Below are 20031 nucleotides of genomic sequence, written 5' to 3' on the forward strand. Positions count from 1 at the left end.
AATAATCACTGTGGCCTGCGGGCCGAGGACAGCAACGATGTCGGATTACATCCAAGAGCAGGGTGCGACGGCCAGCAGCGCCAGCCGTCGTGAAGAACGCAAAATCATTTTCGCGTCATCCCTCGGGACGGTGTTCGAGTGGTATGACTTTTTTCTTTATGGGGCGCTGGCCGCGGTCATCAGCAAGCAGTTTTTTGCTGGGGTGAACGACACTACCGCCTTCATCTTCGCCCTCATGGCCTTTGCTGCCGGCTTCCTGGTGCGGCCGTTCGGTGCGTTGGTATTCGGCCGCCTGGGCGACATGATCGGGCGCAAGTACACCTTCCTGGTGACCATCGTACTGATGGGCCTGTCGACCTTCGCTGTTGGCCTGCTGCCCACCTACGCCAGCATCGGCATCGCGGCACCGATCATCCTGGTGATCCTGCGCATGCTCCAGGGGCTGGCGCTGGGCGGCGAATACGGCGGTGCCGCCACCTACGTGGCCGAGCACGCGCCACCCGGCAAGCGTGGTTTCCACACTGGGTTCATCCAATCCACCGCTACCCTGGGCCTGCTGTTGTCGTTGCTGGTGGTACTGGGTAGCCGCTACATCAGTGGTGACCAGTTCGAAACCTGGGGCTGGCGCCTGCCGTTCCTGCTGTCGATCTTCTTGCTGGCGATCTCTACCTGGATCCGCATGAGCATGCACGAGTCGCCGGCCTTCGTGAAAATGAAGGCCCAAGGCAAGGTCAGCAAGTCACCGATCCGCGAATCGTTCACCTCCTGGCCCAATCTGAAAGTGGTGCTGACCGCGCTGTTCAGCATCAATGCCGGGCAAGCCGTGACCTTCTACACCGCGCAGTTCTACGTGCTGTTTTTCCTCACCCAGATGCTCAAGATGGACCCGGCCCAGGCCAATACCCTGCTGATCATCAGCGTGGTGATCGGCGCGCCGTTCTTCGTGTTCTTCGGCTGGCTGTCCGACCGCATCGGGCGCAAGCCGATCCTGATGCTCGGCCTGCTACTGGCCACCGTGTTGTACTTCCCGATGTTCAAGGCGCTGAGCCACTATGCCAACCCGCAGATCGACGCGGCCAGCCGCCAGGCGCCGATCGTGGTCACCGCCGACCCGCAAGGCTGCACCTTCCAGTTCGACCCGGTGGGCAAGGCGCGCTTCGACAGCCCGTGCGACAAGGTCAAGACCTTCCTGGTCAAGCAGGGCTTGCCTTACAGTTCGGTGAGCGTGGCCGGCAGTGATGTGGTCGTGAACATTGGCGACAAGACCATCAACGGCTTCGACGAAACAGCCATGCGCTCGGCGATCGAGCAGGCGGGTTACCCGGCCAAGGCCGACCCGGGGCAGGTCAACCAGGTGATGGTGGTGGTGCTGATCGTGGCGATGATCCTGATCGCGACCATGACCTACGGACCGCTGGCGGCGGTGATGGTCGAGCTGTTCCCTACCCGCATCCGCTACACCTCGATGTCGCTGCCCTATCACATCGGCAACGGCTGGTTCGGCGGCTTCCTGCCAACCGTGTCGTTCGCGCTGGTGGTGTATACCGGGGATATCTTCTACGGCTTGTGGTACCCGGTGCTGGTGACAGGCATCAGCTTGGTGGTGGGGATCCTCTGTTTGAAAGAAACCAAGGACGTGGATATCGACAAGGTCTGACGCTATCACCACGCCATAAAAAAACCGGCTGTAAAAGCCGGTTTTCTTATGCCCCGAAAAAACTTATGCACGTTTTTCAGAAAAATGTCATACCCAGAAATAAATAGCTAATTCATGTACTTAGCGTCGTATCCGGGGATCTTATCGAAAAACTGTACACAAGTTATCCACAGATGGTCAGGCCATCTGCTCTTGTGGTTTTTCATCCACCGGCGGCAGCGAACCCATAGCCCGCTGGGTGGCTTCGTTCCACGCAGCAGCACGGTCATTAAGCTCGGCGATGGCCCGCGGTCCGGTGCCCTCGGCGTACATCGGCTTGCCGATCACTACCTCGATGGTGCCCGAGCGCTTGCCCCAGCCCGTCTTGGGCCAGAACTTGCCAGCATTGTGGGCAATCGGCAGCACGGGCAGCCCGGCATTCACGGCTAGCGCGGTACCGCCGCGGGAGAATTTACCCACAGTACCGAACGGCACCCGGGTACCTTCCGGGAAGATCAGCACCCAGGTTTTCTGCTTGAGCAGTTCGTCACCCTTGCTGGCCACCTGGCGCAGGGCCTCCTTGGGGTTGTCGCGGTTGATCGCGATCGGCCGCAGCATGGCCATGGCCCAACCAAAGAACGGCACATACAGCAGCTCGCGCTTGAGCACCTGGCTCAGCGGCGAGAAGTACTGGGAAAGGAAGAAGGTTTCCCAGGTGCTCTGGTGGTTGGACAGGATCACGCAGGGCTCATCCGGCACGTTCTCGGCGCCGGTGACCTTGTAGTTGATGCCAAGGATGGTGCGCACAAGGAACAGTGCGCAACGGCACCAGTACACGTTGATGAACGTGTAGCGCTTGGGGAACGACAAGAACGGCGCGACGAAGAAGCTCAGCGAGCACCACAGCAGCGAACTGGTGCCCAGCAGCAGGTAAAAAAGAAAGATTCTGATCGCCTGCAGGATCGACATAGTGGCAAATACCGTTGCGGGGCACGCCCGCCTAGGAAAAATGCGCCCAGAGGGCGCACTGTTGTTAAATAATTTCTCTGGCGATGGCAGCCAGATCGTCGAAAATCAGTGTAGTTTCCGCGACGCCTTTTTCCAGGGTCCGCTCGCCCTTGCCGGTTTTCACCAGCACGGGTTGTGCACCGACGGCCAGGGCGGCCTCCAGGTCACCTTTGCTGTCGCCGACGAACCAGACGCCTTCAAGGCCCACCTGGTAATGCTCGGCGATCGCCCGCAGCATGCCAGGCTTGGGCTTGCGGCAATCGCAGCCCTCATCTGGCCCGTGCGGGCAATACACGATATGGCCCACCTCGCCGCCCTGCTCGGCCACCAGCGCGCGCAGGCGCGCGTGCATGGCCTCTAGGGTTGCCAGCGAGTAATAGCCACGGGCGATGCCGGACTGGTTGGTGGCCACGGCCACCGTCCAGCCCGCCTTGCTCAACTGCGCGATGGCTTCGACCGAGCCAGGGATCGGGATCCACTCTTCCAGCGTCTTGATGTAGGCGTCGGAGTCCTGGTTGATCACCCCGTCACGATCGAGAATCAGCAGTTTCAAGGTTTACCCCAGCAGCGAAATGTCAGCCACGCCCAGGAACAGGCCGCGCAGGCGGCTGAGCAGGGCATAACGGTTGGCACGTACCTTGGCGTCTTCGGCATTGACCATCACCGCCTCGAAGAAGGCGTCGACCGGGTCACGCAGGGCCGCCAGGCGGGCCAGCGATTCACTGTACTGACGCGCCGCTGCCATCGGTTGCACGGCCTGGTCGGCCTGCTGGATGGCCGAGTACAGGGAGAACTCGTTGGCATTGTCGAAGTACTTTGGCTCGACCTGGTCGGCGATAGCGCCCTCGGCCTTGCTCAGCAGGTTCGACACGCGCTTGTTCACTGCAGCCAGGGCTTCGGCTTCCGGCAGCTTGCGGAAGGCCTGCACGGCCTGCACGCGCTGGTCGAAGTCCAGGGCCGAAGCCGGCTTCAGGGCACGGACCGACAGGTACGTGGCAACGTCGATGCCTTCGTCTTCATAGCGAGCACGCAGGCGGTCGAAGATGAACTCCAGCACCTGCTCGGCCAGGCCAGCTGCCTTGACCTTGGCACCGAACTGCTTGACCGCAAACCCGACTGCGGCGCTCAGGTCCAGGTCCAGCTGCTTCTCGATCAGGATACGCAGCACGCCCAGGGCAGCACGGCGCAGGGCATACGGGTCCTTGCTGCCGGTGGGCAGCATGCCGATGCCGAAGATGCCGACCAGGGTGTCGAGCTTGTCGGCGATGGCCACGGCAGCACCAGTGAGAGTCTGCGGCAGCTCGGCGCCAGCACCGCGCGGCATGTACTGCTCGTTCAGGGCCAGGGCGACGTCTTGCGGCTCACCGTCATTGAGCGCGTAGTAGTAACCGGCAACCCCCTGCATTTCAGGGAATTCGCCGACCATCTCGGTGGCCAGGTCGCACTTCGACAGCAGGCCGGCACGGCTGGCGCGCTGGGCATCGCCGCCGATCAGCGGGGCGATGAACGCAGCCAGTTTTGAAACCCGCTCGGCCTTGTCGTAGACAGTGCCCAGCTGCGCCTGGAACACCACGTTCTTCAGGCGCTCGTTGAAGGTTTCAAGCGGCTGCTTCTTGTCTTGCTTGAAGAAGAACTCGGCGTCGGTCAGGCGCGGGCGCACGACCTTCTCGTTACCCTGCACGATCTGCTTGGGGTCACGGCTCTCGACGTTGGCCACGGTGATGAAGCGCGGCAGCAGCTTGCCTTCGCTGTCCAGCAGGCAGAAATACTTCTGGTTGTCCTGCATGGTGGTGATCAGCGCTTCTTGCGGCACTTCGAGGAAACGCTCTTCGAACGAGCACACCAGCGGCACTGGCCACTCGACCAGGGCGGTCACTTCGTCCAGCAGCGCGGGCGGCACGATAGCGGTGCCTTCCTGCTGCATGGCGAGCTCCGCAGTACGCTTGCTGATCAGCTCGCGACGCTCGGCGAAGTCGGCCAGCACGTAGGCTTTGCGCAGGTCTTCGACGTAGTTGGCCGGGGTGGTGATGACCACGTTCTCCGGGTGGTGGAAGCGGTGGCCACGGGATTCACGGCTGGCCTTCTGCGACAGGAGGGTGCAGTCGACCACCTGGTCGCCGAGCAGCATCACCAGCCACTGGGTCGGGCGCACGAACTCTTCACGGCTTGCAGCCCAGCGCATGCGCTTGGGAATTGGCAGGTCGTTGAGCGAATCCTCGACGATAGTCGGCAGCAGGCTGGCGGTGGCCTTGCCCGGGATGTGCTGGGAGAAGCGCAGCTTGGCGCCGCTCTGGTCGATTTCGGCCAGCTCTACGCCGCACTTCTTGGCAAAGCCCAAGGCAGCCTGGGTCGGCTCGCCGTCTTTGAAGGCCGCCTGCATGGGCGGGCCGTCGATGTTGATGCTGCGGTCAGGCTGCTGCACGTCCAATTGGCGGATAAGCACGGCCAGGCGGCGTGGCGCTGCGTACACCTGCTTGCCGGTGTAGTTCAGGCCAGCGGCCTGCAGGCCTTTCTCGATGCCGGCCAGGAAGGCGTCGCCGAGGCTGGCCAGGGCTTTGGGTGGCAGCTCTTCGGTGCCCAGTTCTACCAGGAAATCTTGAGCACTCATTGTGCAGCCTCCAGCTTCGCCAACACTTCGTCACGCAGTTCAGGGGTGGCCATCGGGAAGCCCAGGCGTGCGCGGGCTTGCAGATAGCTTTGCGCCACGTCCCGGGCCAGGGTACGCACGCGCAGGATGTAACGCTGGCGCTCGGTCACCGAGATGGCGCGGCGGGCGTCCAGCAGGTTGAAGGTGTGCGAGGCCTTCAGGACCATTTCATAGGTCGGCAGCGGCAGCTCCAGCTTGATCAGGCGGTTGGCTTCGCTTTCATAGAAGTCGAACAGTTCGAACAGCTTCTCGACGTTGGCGTGTTCGAAGTTGTAGGTCGACTGCTCCACCTCGTTCTGGTGGAACACGTCGCCGTAGGTGACCTTGCCGAACGGGCCGTCGGCCCATACCAGGTCGTAGACCGAGTCGACGCCCTGGATGTACATGGCCAGGCGCTCGAGGCCGTAGGTGATTTCACCGGTGACCGGATAGCACTCGATGCCACCTACCTGCTGGAAGTAGGTGAACTGGGTGACTTCCATGCCGTTCAGCCAGATTTCCCAGCCCAGGCCCCAGGCGCCCAGGGTCGGCGATTCCCAGTTATCTTCGACGAAGCGAATGTCGTGGACCAGCGGGTCGATGCCGATGGCTTTCAGCGAGCCGAGGTACAGCTCCTGGAAGTTGGCCGGGTTCGGCTTCAGAACCACCTGGAACTGGTAGTAGTGCTGCAGGCGGTTGGGGTTTTCGCCATACCGCCCGTCGGCAGGGCGACGGCTAGGCTGCACATAGGCGGCGTTCCAGGTTTCTGGACCCACGGCGCGCAGGAATGTAGCGGTGTGGAACGTGCCGGCGCCTACTTCCATATCGTAGGGCTGAAGCACCACACAACCTTGAGCTGCCCAGTAGTTTTGCAGGGCGAGGATCAGGTCTTGGAAGGTACGCACGGCTGGCGTAGGCTGGCTCACGAAATTCACCTGTATCTGGGGATGCGGATGTAAAGAGCGGGAGTATAACCTGATTCGCCTCGCCCTCTACTCATTGGAGCCTTATGCCACGCTGCTTTTGGTGTACCGACGATCCGTTGTACCAGGCCTACCACGACCAGGAATGGGGAACGCCACAGCGTGACCCGGCGTTGCTGTTCGAGATGCTTTTGCTCGAAGGGTTCCAGGCGGGGCTTTCGTGGATCACCGTTTTGCGCAAACGCGAGCGGTATCGCGAGGTGATGCACGGCTTCGACCCGGTGAAACTGGCCGGCATGAGTGATGAGCGCATCGAGGAGTTGATGCAGGACGCCGGCATCATCCGCAACCGCCTCAAGCTCAAGGCCGCCCGGCGCAACGCGCAGGCCTGGCTGGCTGTGGATAACCCCGCCGAGTGGTTGTGGTCGTTCGTTGGTGGCGAGCCGAAGATCAACCACTTCCAGGCCCGCGGTGACGTGCCGGCGGTCACCGACGAAGCCAAGGCGATGAGCAAAGCGCTGCAAAAAGCTGGCTTCACCTTTGTTGGCCCGACCATCTGCTACGCCTTCATGCAGGCCACCGGCATGGTCATGGACCATACCACCGATTGCGATCGCTACGCCGCCTTGTTGCGCTGAGGGGTTACAATGCGCGCCTTGCTGAAATAAGGAATTGCCTGTGGAAAAGTTCAAGGGCGCCCTGATGGTCGGGGTGCTGCGTCTGTTTGCCAAGCTGCCCTGGGGCGCTGTGCAGCGCGTCGGCGCCGGTATCGGCTGGCTGATGTGGAAAATCCCCAACGGCTCGCGCAACGTCGTGCGTATCAATCTGGCCAAGTGCTTCCCGGAGATGGACCCGGTCGAACGCGAGCAACTGGTCGGCCGTGCGCTGCGGGATATCGGTAAATCTTTCGTCGAAAGTGCCTGTGCCTGGATCTGGCCGCCGCAGCGTTCGCTTGAGCTGGTCAAGGAAGTGCACGGCCTGGAAGTGCTGGAGCAGGCGCTCGCCTCGGGCAAGGGTGTGGTTGGCATCACCAGCCACCTGGGCAACTGGGAAGTGCTCAACCACTTCTACTGTAACCAGTGCAAACCGATCATTTTCTACCGCCCGCCGAAGCTCAAGGCGGTGGATGACCTGTTGCGTGAGCAGCGCGTGCAGATGGGTAACCGCGTGGCGCCTTCAACCAAGGAAGGCATCCTCAGCGTGATCAAGGAAGTGCGTCGCGGTGGCCAGGTGGGTATTCCTGCCGACCCGGAGCCGGCGGAATCGGCGGGCGTGTTCGTGCCGTTCCTGGGCACCCAGGCGCTGACCAGCAAGTTCGTACCGAACATGCTGGCCGGTGGCAAGGCGGTGGGGGTGTTCCTGCATGCACTGCGGCTGCCGGACGGCTCGGGCTTCAAGGTGTTCCTGGAAGCGGCGCCGGAAGAGATGTACAGCACCGACGTGAATGTGTCGGCGGCGGCCATGAGCAAAGTGGTCGAGCGTTATGTGCGCGAATATCCGAGCCAGTACATGTGGAGCATGAAGCGCTTCAAGAAGCGCCCGGCTGGCGAGCCGCGCTGGTACTGAGTTATCCACTGCCAGATATAGCAGGGCTTCTGTGGGAGCGGGCATGCCCGCGAAGCAGGCACCGCGGTGCATGGCACCGGCTTCGCCGGTGTTCGCGGGCACGCCCGCTCCCACAGGGGATCGCGTCAGCTTGAGGTTTTGTTGAGCTTCTTCAGGAACACGGCCATTTCCTTCTCGGCCTGCTTGTCACCATGGGCCTGGGCCGCAACGACCCCGTCCTCCCAGGCCTTGCGTGCTGACGGCAGGTCACCGACCAGCTGATAAGCCTTCCCCAGCAGCTTCCAGGCTGCCGAATACTTCGGATCCTGCTCCACACAGCGCGCCAGGTGCACCGCAGCTTCCGCGCCATTGCCCTCATCCAGCCAGGCCTTGCCCAAGCCAAACCTCAGCAGCGGGTTATCCACACCCTTGGCCAGCATCTTCTCAAGCGATTCGCGCATGCCCTCTTCTCCTAGAAGAAACTCAAGCCAACGTGGAACAGCTTCTCCACATCGCGAATGTGTTTTTTATCCACAACGAACAGGATCACATGGTCGCCCGATGCGATCACCATGTCGTCGTGGGCGATCAGCACCTCTTCGTCGCGGATGATTGCGCCGATGGTGGTACCCGGTGGCAAGGCAATGTTCTCCACAGCCTTGCCGACCACCTTGCTCGACTTCGAATCGCCGTGCGCCACTGCCTCAATGGCTTCGGCCGCGCCCCGGCGCAGCGAGTGCACACTGACGATATCGCCGCGGCGCACGTGCGCCAGCAAGGTGCCGATGGTGGCCAGCTGCGGGCTGATGGCGATGTCGATGTCGCCGCCCTGCACCAGATCGACATAAGCCGGGTTGTTGATGATCGTCATGACCTTGCCCGCGCCAAGGCGCTTGGCCAGCAGCGACGACATGATGTTGGCCTCGTCGTCGTTGGTCAGGGCCAGGAAAATGTCGGCATCGGCGATGTTCTCTTCGAGCATCAGGTCCTTGTCCGAGGCACTGCCCTGCAGCACCACGGTGCTTTCCAGGGTGTCGGAGAGGTGCCGGCAGCGTGCCGCGCTCATCTCGATGATCTTCACCTGGTAGCGGCTCTCGATGGCTTCGGCCAGGCGCTCGCCGATCTGCCCGCCACCGGCGATAACGATCCGTTTGTTGGTCTCGTCGATGCGGCGCAGCTCACCCATCACGGCGCGGATGTCTTTCTTCGCGGCGATGAAGAACACTTCGTCATCGGCTTCGATCACCGTGTCGCCCCGCGGGGTGATCGGCCGGTCGCGGCGGAAGATGGCTGCCACGCGGGTATCGACGTTGGGCATGTGCGCGCGGATCTGGCGCAGCTGCTGGCCCACCAGGGGGCCGCCGTAATACGCCTTCACCGCCACCAGTTGGGCCTTGCCTTCGGCAAAGTCGATGACCTGCAGTGAGCCCGGGTGTTCGATCAGGCGCTTGATGTAGTTGGTCACCACCTGCTCGGGGCTGATCAGCACGTCGACCGGAATGTGGTCGTTGTCGAACAGCTCTTCGCGGGTCAGGTAGGCCGACTCGCGCACCCGGGCGATCTTGGTCGGGGTGTGGAACAGCGTGTAGGCCACCTGGCAGGCAACCATGTTGGTCTCGTCGCTGTTGGTCACCGCCACCAGCATGTCGGCGTCGTCGGCGCCAGCTTGGCGCAGCACCGTCGGCAGCGAGCCACGGCCCTGCACGGTGCGGATGTCCAGGCGGTCGCCGAGGTCGCGCAGGCGATCGCCATCGGTGTCGACCACGGTGATGTCGTTGGCTTCGCTGGCCAGGTGCTCTGCCAGCGTACCGCCCACCTGCCCTGCGCCGAGGATGATGATCTTCATCCGCTACTCCCTACCCTGTGTACTTACCGCGAGGCGGCGATCTTGATCAGCTTGGCATAGTAGAACCCGTCATGGCCGCCCTCCTGCGCCAGCAGCTGGCGGCCGTGGGGCTGGCGCAGGCCGGCTTCGGTGGCCAGGTCCAGCTCACGGGCACCCGGGGTGCGGGCGAGGAAGGCGTCGATCACTTCGGTGTTCTCGGTCGGCAGGCTGGAGCAGGTGGCGTACAGCAGCATGCCGCCCACTTCCAGGGTCGGCCACAGGGCATCGAGCAGTTCACCTTGCAGCGCGGCCAGGGCCGGAATGTCGTCGGCCTGGCGGGTCAGCTTGATGTCCGGGTGGCGGCGGATCACGCCGGTGGCCGAGCACGGCGCATCGAGCAGGATGCGCTGGAACGGCTTGCCGTCCCACCAGCTCGCGGTGTCGCGGGCGTCGCAGGCGATCAGCTCGGCGTCCAGTTGCAGGCGGTCGAGGTTCTCGCGCACGCGAGTCAGGCGCTTGGCTTCGAGGTCGATGGCCGTCATGTGGGCCAGGGCCGGTTCGGTTTCGAGCAGGTGGCAAGTCTTGCCGCCTGGGGCGCAGCAGGCGTCGAGCACGCGCTGGCCGGGGGCCAGCTCGAGCAGGTCGGCCGACAGCTGCGCTGCCTCGTCCTGCACGCTCACCCAGCCTTCGGCGAAGCCTGGCAGGCCGCGTACGTCGCAGGCTTCGGTCAGCACGATGCCGTCACGGCTGTACTGACAGGCGCTGGCGCCGACACCCGCTTCGGCCAGCAGCGCCAGGTAGACGTCGCGGCTGTGGTGGCGGCGGTTGACCCGCAGGATCATTGGCGGATGGGCGTTGTTGGCGGCGCAGATGGCCTCCCACTGATCTGGCCAGAACGCTTTGAGCGACTTCTGCAGCCAGCGTGGGTGAGCGGTGCGCACCACCGGGTCGCGCTCCATGCCGGCAAGCAGTTCTTCGCCCTCACGCTGGGCACGGCGCAGCACGGCATTGAGCAGGCCCTTGGCCCACGGCTTCTTCAGCTTGTCGGCGCAGCCGACGGTCTCGCCGATGGCGGCGTGGGCCGGAATGCGGGTGTAGAACAGCTGGTACAGGCCGACCAGCAGCAGCGCGTGCACATCGGCGTCTGCGGCCTTGAACGGCTTTTGCAGCAGCTGCGCGGCCAGCAGGTCCAGGCGTGGCTGCCAGCGGGCGGTGCCGAAAGCCAGGTCCTGGGTCAGGCCACGGTCGCGTTCTTCGACCTTGTCCAGTTGTCCCGGCAGCGAGCTGTTCAGCGAGGCCTTGCCGCTGAGTACAGCGGTAAGGGCACGGGCGGCGGCGAGGCGTGGGTTCATTGGCCCAGCACCTTGCTGGCGGCGAATTTCTCGCGGCGGCTGTTGTATAGGTCGCTGAAGTTCAGCGCTTTGCCACCGGGCAGTTGCAGGCGGGTCAGGCTCAGCGCCTGGTCACCGCAGGCGACCACGAGACCGTCCTTGCTGGCCGAGAGGATCTCGCCTGGGGCACCTTTGCCTGTGGACAAGTTTGCGGCCAGCACCTTGACGCTTTCGCCATCCAGGGTGCTGTGGCACACCGGCCACGGGTTGAAGGCACGGATCAGGCGTTCAAGCTCGACGGCCGGGCGGCTCCAGTCGATGCGCGCTTCGTCCTTGTTCAGCTTGTGGGCGTAGGTGGCCAGGGCATCATCCTGAACTTCACCGTGCAGTGAACCGTCTGCCAGGCCGGCAATGGCCTGGACTACAGCCGGTGGGCCCATTTCTGCGAGGCGGTCGTGAAGGCTGCCGCCGGTGTCGTCAGCGCTGATCGGAGTAACCACCTTGAGCAGCATCGGGCCGGTATCCAGGCCGGCTTCCATGCGCATCACGGTCACGCCGCTCTCGGCATCGCCGGCTTCAACGGCGCGCTGGATCGGCGCTGCACCGCGCCAGCGTGGCAGCAGCGAGGCGTGGCTGTTGATGCAACCCAGACGCGGGATGTCGAGCACGACTTGCGGCAGGATCAGCCCATAGGCGACCACCACCATCAGGTCCGGCTTCAGCGCGGCCAGCTCTGCCTGTGCTTCGGCATTGCGCAGGGTCGGCGGCTGGAACACCGGGATGTCATGGGCCACGGCCAGTTGCTTGACCGGGCTCGGCATGAGCTTCTGGCCACGGCCGGCAGGGCGGTCGGGCTGGGTGTAGACGGCCACGATCTCGTACGGGCTGTCGAGCAGGGCCTTGAGGTGTTCGGCGGCAAACTCTGGAGTGCCTGCAAAGACGATGCGCATGGAGTTCTCGCTTCCAAAAAGAAAAAGGCTTGCCGGAGCAAGCCTTCTGGGAGATGAGGATCAGGCTTGCTGGCGGTGCTGCTTTTCCAGCTTTTTCTTGATCCGGTCGCGCTTGAGCTGCGACAGGTAGTCGACGAACAGCTTGCCGTTGAGGTGATCGAACTCGTGCTGCACGCACACTGCCAGCAGGCCTTCGCATTCCAGCTCGTAAGGCTTGCCGTCGCGGTCCTGGGCTTTGACCCGCACACGCAGAGGGCGATCGACGTTCTCGTAGAAGCCGGGTACCGACAGGCAGCCTTCCTGGTACTGGCCCATGTCGTGGGTCAGCTCTTCGACAGTCGGGTTGATGAAGACGCGCGGCTCGCTGCGGTCTTCGCTGAGGTCCATGACCACCACCTGCAGGTGCACGTTGACCTGAGTGGCGGCCAGGCCGATGCCGGGGGCTTCGTACATGGTTTCAAACATGTCGTCGATCAGCTGACGCAGGGCGTCGTCGAACACCGTTACCGGTTTGGCAATGGTGCGCAGGCGCGGGTCCGGGAATTCGAGAATGTTCAAGATGGCCATAGGGTCAGGCAGTCACTGTGCGGTCGGTTGAAAACTGAGCACACATAATAAAGGGAAACGGGGATTTCAGCACCTGTGAAAGCTCGTCTAGGGTCTCTATAGGCCTGATAGCCGCCAAATCATGGACAGCTTTTCAAAGTGTTACCCACAAACTTATCCACAAGTTGTGCCACGTAGATGGCCCATTTTTCGATCAAGGATGATCCCTATGCCGATTAACCATTCGTCGCCCTGTCCGCCAGCCGAACTGGAGGCGCGATTACGTCTGCACCGCCTCCCAGAGACGGGATTACGACGCTTTCGCACCCTGCTCGAAGCCTTTGGCAGTGCTTCTTCGGCACTCAGCGCTCCCGGCCCCGCCTGGCGCGCGTTGGGTATACCACAAGCCACCATCGATGCGCGGCGCAGTGGCGAAGTACGTGATGGTGCATTGGCTGCAATGGCCTGGTTAGAGGGCCCGGGCCAGCATTTGCTGATGTGGGACAGCCCTGACTACCCAGCGCTGCTGGGGGAAATCGACGATGCACCACCGCTGCTTTTCGTGGCTGGCAATACAGCACTGCTTGACCGACCTCAGCTGGCCATTGTGGGCAGCAGACGTGCCACACCTCCGGCACTCGACACCGCCAGGGCATTTTCCCGCTACCTGGCGCAAGCCGGTTTCACCATCACCAGCGGGCTTGCCCTGGGCATTGATGGTGCCGCTCATCGGGCAGCCCTGGAGGTCGGCGGGGGCACCATTGCTGTGCTGGGAACAGGCTTGCAAAAACTTTATCCACAACGCCACCGCGACCTTGCGCGGATGATGGTCGACAGGGGCGGGGCACTGGTGTCCGAGTACCCGCTCGATGCTGGGCCGTTGCCGGGCAACTTCCCGCGGCGCAATCGCATCATCAGCGGCTTGTCGCTTGGCGTGCTGGTGGTCGAAGCCAGCCTTGCCAGCGGTTCGTTGATCACCGCCCGCCTGGCGGCAGAGCAAGGCCGCGAGGTGTACGCGATTCCTGGGTCTATTCACCACCCGGCGGCCAAGGGGTGCCATCAGCTGATCCGCGATGGCGCACTGTTGGTGGAGAGCGTGGAACAGATACTGGAAAGCCTGCGCGGTTGGCAAAACTTGCCGCCCGCTGGTGCGGAAAAACCGGCGCATCCGCTGCTTGCCCTGTTGCATGCCGCGCCACAGACTAGCGAAAACCTGGCCCACTTCAGTGACCGGCCGCTGGCCGAGGTGCTGGCGCAGCTGACGGAACTGGAGCTTGAAGGTCGGGTCAGCAATGTCGCCGGGCGTTGGTTTGCCCGCGCCGGCTAAGTACACTGCGCGCAAGCAAGGTTAAAGGCGGAGAAACGCAAATGGTGAGCAGTTTTCGTGTGCAACAAGCCGCACGTGAGATCCGGGCGGGCGCAGTCATCGCCTACCCGACGGAGGCGGTCTGGGGCCTGGGCTGCGACCCATGGAACGAGGACGCGGTGTATCGCCTGCTGGCGCTGAAGTCACGGCCTGTGGATAAAGGGCTGATTCTGATAGCCGACAACATCCGCCAGTTCGACTTCCTGTTCGAGGATTTTCCTGAAGACTGGATCGACCGCATGGGCAGCACCTGGCCAGGGCCGAACACCTGGCTGGTGCCGCATCAGGACCTGTTGCCCGAGTGGGTGACCGGGCAGCATGACACTGTGGCGCTGCGGGTCAGTGACCATCCGCTGGTGCGTGAACTGTGCGCGCTGGTGGGGCCGCTGATTTCCACCTCGTGCAACCCGGGCGGGCGCCCGGCGGCGAAGACCCGTTTGCGGGTGGAGCAGTACTTCCATGGCCAGCTGGACCTGGTGCTCGGTGGGGCGCTGGGGGGGCGGAAGAATCCGAGTGTGATTCGGAACCTCGCTACTGGCGAGGTCGTTCGGCCGGGCTGACTCATACAATGGGCCTGGCGCAATACCCTGTGGGAGCGGGCGCGCCCGCGAACAACGGCGGAGCCGGTGCCATCTATCGCGGTGGCTGCTTCGCGGGCACGCCCGCTCCCACAGGGGGATGATCTACTGGTTTGAGAGCAGTGTTCGGCTCAAGGCAGCAGGACAGTAGAGCCGACAGTCCTGCGCGCCGACAGCTCTGCCTGCGCCTTCGCTGCCTCGCTCAACGGATACCGCTGCTGGATATCCACAACCAGTTTGCCACCGGCAATCATCGCAAACAGATCATCCGCCATGGCCTGAGTATTCTCGGCATTGTTGGCATAGGTCGCCAATGTCGGCCGGGTCACATACAGCGACCCCTTGGCCGACAGGATCCCCAGATTCACCCCGCTCACCGCGCCCGAAGCATTGCCGAAGCTCACCATCAGCCCGCGCGGGCGCAGGCAGTCCAGCGAGGTCAGCCAAGTGTCGGCGCCAACGCCGTCATACACCACCGGGCACTTCTTGCCATCGGTCAGCTCCAGCACCCGCTTGGCCACGTCCTCGCGGCTGTAGTCGATGGTTTCCCACGCCCCCAGCGCCTTCGCTCGCTCGGCCTTTTCGGCGGAACTGACGGTACCGATCAGCTTGGCGCCCAAGGCCTTGGCCCACTGGCATGCCAGCGAACCGACGCCACCGGCTGCGGCATGGAACAGGATGACGTCACCCGCTTTCACCTCATAGGTCTGTTTCAGCAGGTACTGCACGGTCAGCCCCTTGAGCATCACCGCTGCCGCCTGCTCGAAGCTGATGTTGTCGGGCAGCTTGACCAGGTTGGCCTCTGGCAGCGTATGCACCTCACTGTAGGCGCCAAGGGGGCCGCCGGCATGGGCCACGCGGTCACCGACCTGGAGCCGGGTCACGCCTTCGCCCACCGCCTCGACCACGCCCGCTGCCTCGGTACCCAGGCCAGAAGGCAGGGACGGCGGTGCATAAAGCCCGCTGCGGAAGTAAGTGTCGATGAAGTTCAGGCCGATCGCATGGTTGCGCACGCGCACCTGCTGCGGCCCGGGTGGGGCGGGTTCGAATTCCACAAGCTGCAGCACTTCCGGGCCGCCATGCTGGCTGAACTGGATACGCTTGGCCATCTCGCACTCCTGTTGTCGGGATCGGGAAAAGGCCTTCTATCGGACGCCTTTGCTTGATCGCCGTCAACTGCGGCGCGCACACCGGCGGTGGTATGCTACGCGGCGAATTCTTCCCTGCCCGTTCCTGGTGACCCGATGACTAGCCGCACCGAGGCCGTGAAAGCCTACCTGCTCGACCTGCAAGACCGCATCTGCTCTGCCCTCGAAGCTGAAGACGGCGGCGCCCGCTTCGTCGAGGACGCCTGGGTGCGCGAAGCCGGTGGCGGGGGCCGCACGCGGGTGATCGGCGACGGCAAGCTGATCGAGAAAGGCGGGGTCAACTTTTCCCATGTGTTCGGTGCCGGCCTGCCGCCTTCGGCCAGCGCCCACCGCCCTGAACTGGCAGGCCGTGGCTTCGAGGCCCTGGGTGTGTCGCTGGTGATCCACCCGCACAATCCACATGTGCCGACGTCCCACGCCAATGTGCGTTTCTTCATCGCTGAGAAGGAAGGCGAAGAGGCGGTCTGGTGGTTCGGTGGTGGCTTCGACCTGACCCCCTATTACGGCAATGAAGAAGATTGTATCCACTGGCACCGCGTGGCCGAACAGGCCTGCGCACCGTTCGGCGCCGACGTGTACCCGCGCTACAAAGCCTGGTGCGACCGCTACTTCCACCTCAAGCACCGCGGCGAGCCGCGTGGCATCGGCGGGCTGTTCTTCGACGAACTTAACGAGTGGGACTTCGACACCTGTTTCGCCTTCCTGCGCGCCATCGGTGATGCTTACGTCGAGGCCTACCTGCCGATCGTCCAGCGTCGCAAGCACACCCCGTACACCCCGCAGCAGCGCGAGTTCCAGGAATATCGCCGCGGCCGCTACGTGGAGTTCAACCTGGTCTATGACCGTGGCACCCTGTTCGGCCTGCAGTCCGGTGGCCGTACCGAGTCGATCCTCATGTCGCTGCCGCCGCAAGTGCGCTGGGGCTACGATTGGAAGGCCGTGCCCGGTAGCGAGGAAGCACGCCTGACCGAATACTTCCTGCAGGACCGCGACTGGCTTGGCCAGTAAGCCTGTGGATAAACAAGGAGTCGCCATGGACCAGTACGTCGTTTTCGGTAACCCCATCGGCCACAGCAAGTCGCCGCTGATCCACCGCCTGTTCGCCGAACAGACCGGCCAGGACTTGGAATACACCACCTTGCTGGCGCCTGTGGATGAATTCAGCGATTGCGCGCGCGGTTTCTTCAAGCAAGGCAGCGGCGGCAACGTCACCGTGCCGTTCAAGGAAGAAGCTTATCGCCTGTGTGACAGCCTGACCTCGCGTGCCCAGCGCGCCGGTGCGGTGAACACGCTGAGCAAGCTGGCTGACGGCACACTGCAGGGCGACAACACCGACGGCGCCGGGCTGGTACGTGACCTGACGGTGAACGCCGGGGTCGAGCTGACCGGCAAGCGCATTCTCATCCTCGGCGCTGGTGGCGCCGTGCGCGGCGTGCTGGAGCCGATCTTGGCGCACCAGCCGCAGTCGCTGGTGATTGCCAACCGTACCGTGGAGAAGGCCGAGCAGCTGGCGCGGGAGTTCGACGAACTGGGGCCGGTGGTGGCCAGCGGGTTTGCCTGGCTGCAGGAGCCGGTGGACGTGATCATCAACGCCACCTCGGCAAGCTTGGCTGGTGAGCTGCCTCCGATTGCCGACAGCCTGGTCGAGGCGGGGCGCACGGTGTGCTACGACATGATGTATGGCAAGGAGCCGACGCCGTTTTGCGTGTGGGCCGAGAGGCTGGGAGCGGCAAAGGTGCTGGATGGCTTGGGGATGCTGGCTGAGCAGGCGGCTGAGGCCTTCTTCATCTGGCGTGGGGTGCGGCCGGATACGGCGCCTGTGTTGGCTGAGCTTCGCCGACAGCTGGCCCGGGGCTGATTACTCCCAGCATTGCACTTTCCCTGTGGGAGCGGGCGAGCCCGCGAAGAAGCCACCGCGGTGGATGGCACCTGCTTTGCCGGTGTTCGCAGGTGAACCCGCTCCCACAAGGGGGGATGAGCTGTAATCACAGCTTGGCTTTGACGGCCTCCAGTGCATCGCCATCAGCCTTGGTAGTCACCCCCGCCAACCACCCTTCCAGCCGCTCGGGATGCTGTTTTACCCAAGCCTTGGCCGCTTCATCGAAGCTGATCTTCTTATCCACAACCTCGGCCATGATGGTGTTTTCCATGTCCAGGGTGAAACTCAGGTTACCCAGCAGCTTGGCCGCATTCGGGCAGGCTTGTGGATAACCCTTGCGGGTCAGCGTGTACACCTCGCCCTTGCTGCCGAACCACTTCTCGCCGCCCGTCAGGTAGTGCATCTTCAGCTTCACGTTCATCGGGTGCGGCGTCCAGCCGAGGAAGGTGATGAACTGCTGCTTCTTCACTGCCCTGTCCACCTGCGCGAGCATCGCCTGCTCGCTGGACTCCACCAGCTTCCACTGGCCCAGGCCGAATTCGTTCTTGTCGATGATTTCCTTGAGCGACAGGTTTGCTGGGGCGCCGGAGCCGATGCCGTAGAGCTTCTTATCGAACTGGTCGGCATGCTTCTGCAGGTCGGCGAAGTCTTTCACGCCGGCGTTCCACACGTAATCCGGTACCGCCAGGGTGAACTCGGTGCCTTCGAGGTTGCGCGACAGCTTTTGCACAACGCCATTGGCGATGAACTTGTCATGGAAACCCTGCTGCGCCGGCATCCAGTTGCCGAGGAAGGCATCGATCCGGCCGTCCTTGAGGCCGCCGTAAATGATCGGCACCGCCAGGCTGTCAATCTTCACCTGGTAGCCCAGGCTTTCCAGCAGCAGCCGTGCGACCGCGTTGGTCGAGGCAATGTCGCTCCAGCCGGGGTCGGCCATTTTCACGGTGCTGCATTGTGTGTCGCCGTCGGCGGCGTGGGCCGTGGCGGTGGCTAGAGCCAGGGCGAGTACAAAGGGGGAGAACGTGTGCATGGCGGCCTCTTTTCTCAATCCAGGGGTGCGGGCTGTGGATAACGTGCCTTGCGCTCGAGGTCGTCGAGATTGATGTGGTTGCGCATGTACTGTTGGCTGGCGTCCACCAGCGGTTGGTGGTCCCAGCTTTTCAGCTTGCCGATGGCCAGCGCCTCGGCCACCAGGCGGCGGCGGCGTTGGCTGGCCAGCACTTGCTGGCGCAGGCTGGGCATATCCCAGCGTTGGCGTGCTTCATCGACAAATGCCTGCAGCAGCGTCTGGTGGTCCGGGCTGCCGGTGAGGTTCTCCCGCTCGTGCGGGTCGTGGCTCAGGTCATAGAGTAGGCAGGGGTCGTCTTCGCTGTACACGAATTTGTACGGCCCACGGCGGATCATCATCAGCGGGCCGACGGTGCCTTCGGCCATGTATTCGCCGATGACTTCGTCATGGCCGCCCTGCCCTTGCAGGTGGCCGAGCAGCGAGCGGCCGTCCAGGTGCAAGTTGTTATCCACAGCGCCACCGGCCAGTTCGACCAAGGTCGGCAGCAGGTCGCAGGTCGACACCGAGGCGCTGACCCGGCCTGCTTCAAAGCGCTTGGGCGCGTGGATCAGCAGCGGCACCCGCGCCGACATCTCGAACCAGTGCATCTTGTACCAGAGGCCGCGCTCGCCAAGCATGTCGCCGTGGTCACCGGAGAACACGATCAGGGTGTCGTCGGCCAAGTGGCATTCTTCCAGTGTCTGCAGCAGCTGGCCGATGTTGTCATCGATGTAGCTGCAGGCGCCAAAGTAGGCACGGCGGGCGTCGCGGATCTTGTCCACAGGCAGCGGTTTGTTCCACAGGTCATAGACCTTGAGCAGGCGCTGCGAGTGGGGGTCGAGTTCTGCCTGGTTGAACTCGGCGTGGGGCATGGGGATATCCACAGCCTCGTAGCGATCCCAGTAGCGTTTGGGGATGGTGTACGGGTCGTGCGGGTGGGTCATGGACACGGTCAGGCAGAACGGTCGGCCGTCGTTTTCGCGCACGTGATCGTAGAGATACTGGCGCGCCTTGAACACTACCTCTTCGTCGAAATCCAGCTGGTTGGTACGCACGCACGGGCCGGCTTGCAGCACCGAGGCCATGTTGTGGTACCAGCTCGGGCGCACGTCCGGCTCGTCCCAGTTCACCGCCCAGCCGTAATCGGCCGGATAGATGTCGCTGGTGAGGCGCTCTTCATAGCCGTGCAATTGGTCCGGGCCACAGAAGTGCATCTTGCCCGACAACGCGGTGCGGTAGCCCAGGCGGCGCAGGTAGTGTGCATAAGTCGGCACGTCGGCGGGAAAATCGGCCGCGTTGTCGTAGGCACCGATGCGACTCGGCAGCTGACCGCTGACCAGGGTGAAGCGAGACGGTGCGCACAGCGGGCTGTTGCAGTAGGCCGAGTTGAACACCACGGCCTGCTCGGCGAGGCGGCTCAGGTGTGGCATCTGGATCGGCGTAGGGCCGTAGATAGGCAGCAAGGGCGCGGCCATCTGGTCGGCCATGATGAACAGGATATTCGGGCGCGTCATGGTGGCTTCCATCGTTGAGGATTATGCGAACCGCTTGCCTACCAAGATGCGACTGTGGATAACATGGGTAAAGCCCATGACGGGCAATGTCTGGGATTAGCTTTGCTT

The 20031-nt window shown here is 63.3% G+C and carries 19 protein-coding genes; 7 read left to right on the plus strand and 12 right to left on the minus strand.

Annotated elements, in window-relative coordinates:
- Positions 1 to 37 precede the first annotated feature (37 nt).
- On the plus strand, positions 38 to 1657 hold the full coding sequence (locus APH28_RS04500; protein WP_060507777.1) for an MFS transporter: 1620 nt from the start codon (positions 38 to 40) through the stop codon (positions 1655 to 1657).
- A gap of 177 nt (positions 1658 to 1834) precedes the next feature.
- Here APH28_RS04500 and APH28_RS04505 read toward each other — a convergent pair whose 3' ends face one another.
- The 4 genes from APH28_RS04505 to glyQ form a co-directional block, all read right to left on the minus strand.
- Entirely contained in the window at positions 1835 to 2605 is a 771-nt protein-coding gene (locus APH28_RS04505) for a 1-acyl-sn-glycerol-3-phosphate acyltransferase (RefSeq protein WP_060507778.1), read from the minus strand.
- 64 nt (positions 2606 to 2669) lie between these two features.
- Positions 2670 to 3197, minus strand: coding sequence for a D-glycero-beta-D-manno-heptose 1,7-bisphosphate 7-phosphatase (gmhB, locus tag APH28_RS04510; protein WP_060507779.1), 528 nt, complete (start codon positions 3195 to 3197; stop codon positions 2670 to 2672).
- 3 nt (positions 3198 to 3200) lie between these two features.
- A complete protein-coding gene (glyS, locus tag APH28_RS04515; RefSeq protein ID WP_060507780.1) occupies positions 3201 to 5252 on the minus strand; it encodes a glycine--tRNA ligase subunit beta in 2052 nt (683 codons plus the stop codon).
- Complete coding sequence (glyQ, locus tag APH28_RS04520) at positions 5249 to 6196, minus strand: glycine--tRNA ligase subunit alpha (protein ID WP_060507781.1); 948 nt, start codon at positions 6194 to 6196, stop codon at positions 5249 to 5251. The genes glyS and glyQ overlap by 4 nt, the downstream gene beginning before the upstream one ends.
- A gap of 83 nt (positions 6197 to 6279) precedes the next feature.
- Between glyQ and APH28_RS04525 the strand changes: the two genes are divergently transcribed.
- Positions 6280 to 6831, plus strand: a complete 552-nt coding sequence (locus tag APH28_RS04525; protein WP_060507782.1) for a DNA-3-methyladenine glycosylase I — start codon at positions 6280 to 6282, stop codon at positions 6829 to 6831.
- Positions 6832 to 6871: 40 nt separating this feature from the next.
- Positions 6872 to 7759 carry a lysophospholipid acyltransferase gene (locus APH28_RS04530; RefSeq protein ID WP_060507783.1) on the plus strand — a complete coding sequence of 296 codons (888 nt, stop codon included), beginning with the start codon at positions 6872 to 6874 and terminating at the stop codon, positions 7757 to 7759.
- Positions 7760 to 7884: 125 nt separating this feature from the next.
- On the opposite strand, the gene APH28_RS04535 is transcribed toward APH28_RS04530, so the two are convergent.
- From APH28_RS04535 to def, 5 genes are read right to left on the minus strand one after another with little or no spacing between them, the layout of a single operon-like run.
- Positions 7885 to 8199, minus strand: coding sequence for a tetratricopeptide repeat protein (locus tag APH28_RS04535; RefSeq protein ID WP_060507784.1), 315 nt, complete (start codon positions 8197 to 8199; stop codon positions 7885 to 7887).
- An 11-nt stretch (positions 8200 to 8210) separates the two neighbouring features.
- Positions 8211 to 9584, minus strand: a complete 1374-nt coding sequence (trkA, locus tag APH28_RS04540) for a Trk system potassium transporter TrkA (protein WP_060507785.1) — start codon at positions 9582 to 9584, stop codon at positions 8211 to 8213.
- A 23-nt stretch (positions 9585 to 9607) separates the two neighbouring features.
- Positions 9608 to 10915 (minus strand): 16S rRNA (cytosine(967)-C(5))-methyltransferase RsmB, encoded by a 1308-nt coding sequence (gene rsmB / locus APH28_RS04545; protein ID WP_060507786.1) that lies wholly within the window; start codon positions 10913 to 10915, stop codon positions 9608 to 9610.
- Entirely contained in the window at positions 10912 to 11844 is a 933-nt protein-coding gene (gene fmt / locus APH28_RS04550; protein WP_060507787.1) for a methionyl-tRNA formyltransferase, read from the minus strand. The genes rsmB and fmt overlap by 4 nt, the downstream gene beginning before the upstream one ends.
- 60 nt (positions 11845 to 11904) lie before the next feature.
- Positions 11905 to 12411, minus strand: a complete 507-nt coding sequence (gene def / locus APH28_RS04555; RefSeq protein ID WP_016712797.1) for a peptide deformylase — start codon at positions 12409 to 12411, stop codon at positions 11905 to 11907.
- 208 nt (positions 12412 to 12619) lie between these two features.
- Between def and dprA the strand changes: the two genes are divergently transcribed.
- Both dprA and APH28_RS04565 read left to right on the plus strand, forming a co-directional pair.
- Positions 12620 to 13717, plus strand: a complete 1098-nt coding sequence (dprA, locus tag APH28_RS04560) for a DNA-processing protein DprA (protein WP_060507788.1) — start codon at positions 12620 to 12622, stop codon at positions 13715 to 13717.
- A 41-nt stretch (positions 13718 to 13758) separates the two neighbouring features.
- On the plus strand, positions 13759 to 14316 hold the full coding sequence (locus APH28_RS04565; RefSeq protein ID WP_060507789.1) for an L-threonylcarbamoyladenylate synthase: 558 nt from the start codon (positions 13759 to 13761) through the stop codon (positions 14314 to 14316).
- A gap of 149 nt (positions 14317 to 14465) precedes the next feature.
- Here the strand turns inward: APH28_RS04565 and APH28_RS04570 are convergent, their stop codons facing one another.
- Positions 14466 to 15443, minus strand: a complete 978-nt coding sequence (locus APH28_RS04570) for an NADPH:quinone reductase (RefSeq protein ID WP_060507790.1) — start codon at positions 15441 to 15443, stop codon at positions 14466 to 14468.
- Positions 15444 to 15578: 135 nt separating this feature from the next.
- Here APH28_RS04570 and hemF point away from each other — a divergent pair, with 135 nt between their 5' ends.
- Both hemF and aroE read left to right on the plus strand, forming a co-directional pair.
- A complete protein-coding gene (gene hemF / locus APH28_RS04575; RefSeq protein WP_060507791.1) occupies positions 15579 to 16490 on the plus strand; it encodes an oxygen-dependent coproporphyrinogen oxidase in 912 nt (303 codons plus the stop codon).
- A 25-nt stretch (positions 16491 to 16515) separates the two neighbouring features.
- The gene (gene aroE / locus APH28_RS04580) at positions 16516 to 17340 is read left to right on the plus strand and encodes a shikimate dehydrogenase (protein ID WP_060507792.1); all 825 of its coding nucleotides are present in this window, start codon (positions 16516 to 16518) and stop codon (positions 17338 to 17340) included.
- A gap of 127 nt (positions 17341 to 17467) precedes the next feature.
- Here the strand turns inward: aroE and choX are convergent, their stop codons facing one another.
- Together choX and betC are read right to left on the minus strand one after the other, a co-directional pair.
- Positions 17468 to 18391 carry a choline ABC transporter substrate-binding protein gene (gene choX, locus APH28_RS04585; RefSeq protein ID WP_060507793.1) on the minus strand — a complete coding sequence of 308 codons (924 nt, stop codon included), beginning with the start codon at positions 18389 to 18391 and terminating at the stop codon, positions 17468 to 17470.
- Positions 18392 to 18405: 14 nt separating this feature from the next.
- A complete protein-coding gene (betC, locus tag APH28_RS04590) occupies positions 18406 to 19923 on the minus strand; it encodes a choline-sulfatase (protein ID WP_060507794.1) in 1518 nt (505 codons plus the stop codon).
- Positions 19924 to 20031 lie beyond the last annotated feature (108 nt).

Source organism: Pseudomonas sp. NBRC 111124, assembly GCF_001320245.1.
Classification (GTDB): domain Bacteria; phylum Pseudomonadota; class Gammaproteobacteria; order Pseudomonadales; family Pseudomonadaceae; genus Aquipseudomonas.

Bases quoted from the DNA above. Each gene is read 5' to 3' on its own strand.
- fmt (WP_060507787.1), bottom strand. From the start codon at position 11,844: ATGCGCATCGTCTTTGCAGGCACTCCAGAGTTTGCCGCCGAACACCTC.
- trkA (WP_060507785.1), bottom strand. From the start codon at position 9,584: ATGAAGATCATCATCCTCGGCGCAGGGCAGGTGGGCGGTACGCTGGCA.
- APH28_RS04500 (WP_060507777.1), top strand. From the start codon at position 38: ATGTCGGATTACATCCAAGAGCAGGGTGCGACGGCCAGCAGCGCCAGC.
- hemF (WP_060507791.1), top strand. From the start codon at position 15,579: ATGACTAGCCGCACCGAGGCCGTGAAAGCCTACCTGCTCGACCTGCAA.
- choX (WP_060507793.1), bottom strand. From the start codon at position 18,391: ATGCACACGTTCTCCCCCTTTGTACTCGCCCTGGCTCTAGCCACCGCC.
- aroE (WP_060507792.1), top strand. From the start codon at position 16,516: ATGGACCAGTACGTCGTTTTCGGTAACCCCATCGGCCACAGCAAGTCG.
- APH28_RS04505 (WP_060507778.1), bottom strand. From the start codon at position 2,605: ATGTCGATCCTGCAGGCGATCAGAATCTTTCTTTTTTACCTGCTGCTG.
- rsmB (WP_060507786.1), bottom strand. From the start codon at position 10,915: ATGAACCCACGCCTCGCCGCCGCCCGTGCCCTTACCGCTGTACTCAGC.
- def (WP_016712797.1), bottom strand. From the start codon at position 12,411: ATGGCCATCTTGAACATTCTCGAATTCCCGGACCCGCGCCTGCGCACC.
- APH28_RS04525 (WP_060507782.1), top strand. From the start codon at position 6,280: ATGCCACGCTGCTTTTGGTGTACCGACGATCCGTTGTACCAGGCCTAC.
- APH28_RS04535 (WP_060507784.1), bottom strand. From the start codon at position 8,199: ATGCGCGAATCGCTTGAGAAGATGCTGGCCAAGGGTGTGGATAACCCG.
- glyS (WP_060507780.1), bottom strand. From the start codon at position 5,252: ATGAGTGCTCAAGATTTCCTGGTAGAACTGGGCACCGAAGAGCTGCCA.
- APH28_RS04565 (WP_060507789.1), top strand. From the start codon at position 13,759: ATGGTGAGCAGTTTTCGTGTGCAACAAGCCGCACGTGAGATCCGGGCG.
- betC (WP_060507794.1), bottom strand. From the start codon at position 19,923: ATGACGCGCCCGAATATCCTGTTCATCATGGCCGACCAGATGGCCGCG.
- dprA (WP_060507788.1), top strand. From the start codon at position 12,620: ATGCCGATTAACCATTCGTCGCCCTGTCCGCCAGCCGAACTGGAGGCG.
- APH28_RS04570 (WP_060507790.1), bottom strand. From the start codon at position 15,443: ATGGCCAAGCGTATCCAGTTCAGCCAGCATGGCGGCCCGGAAGTGCTG.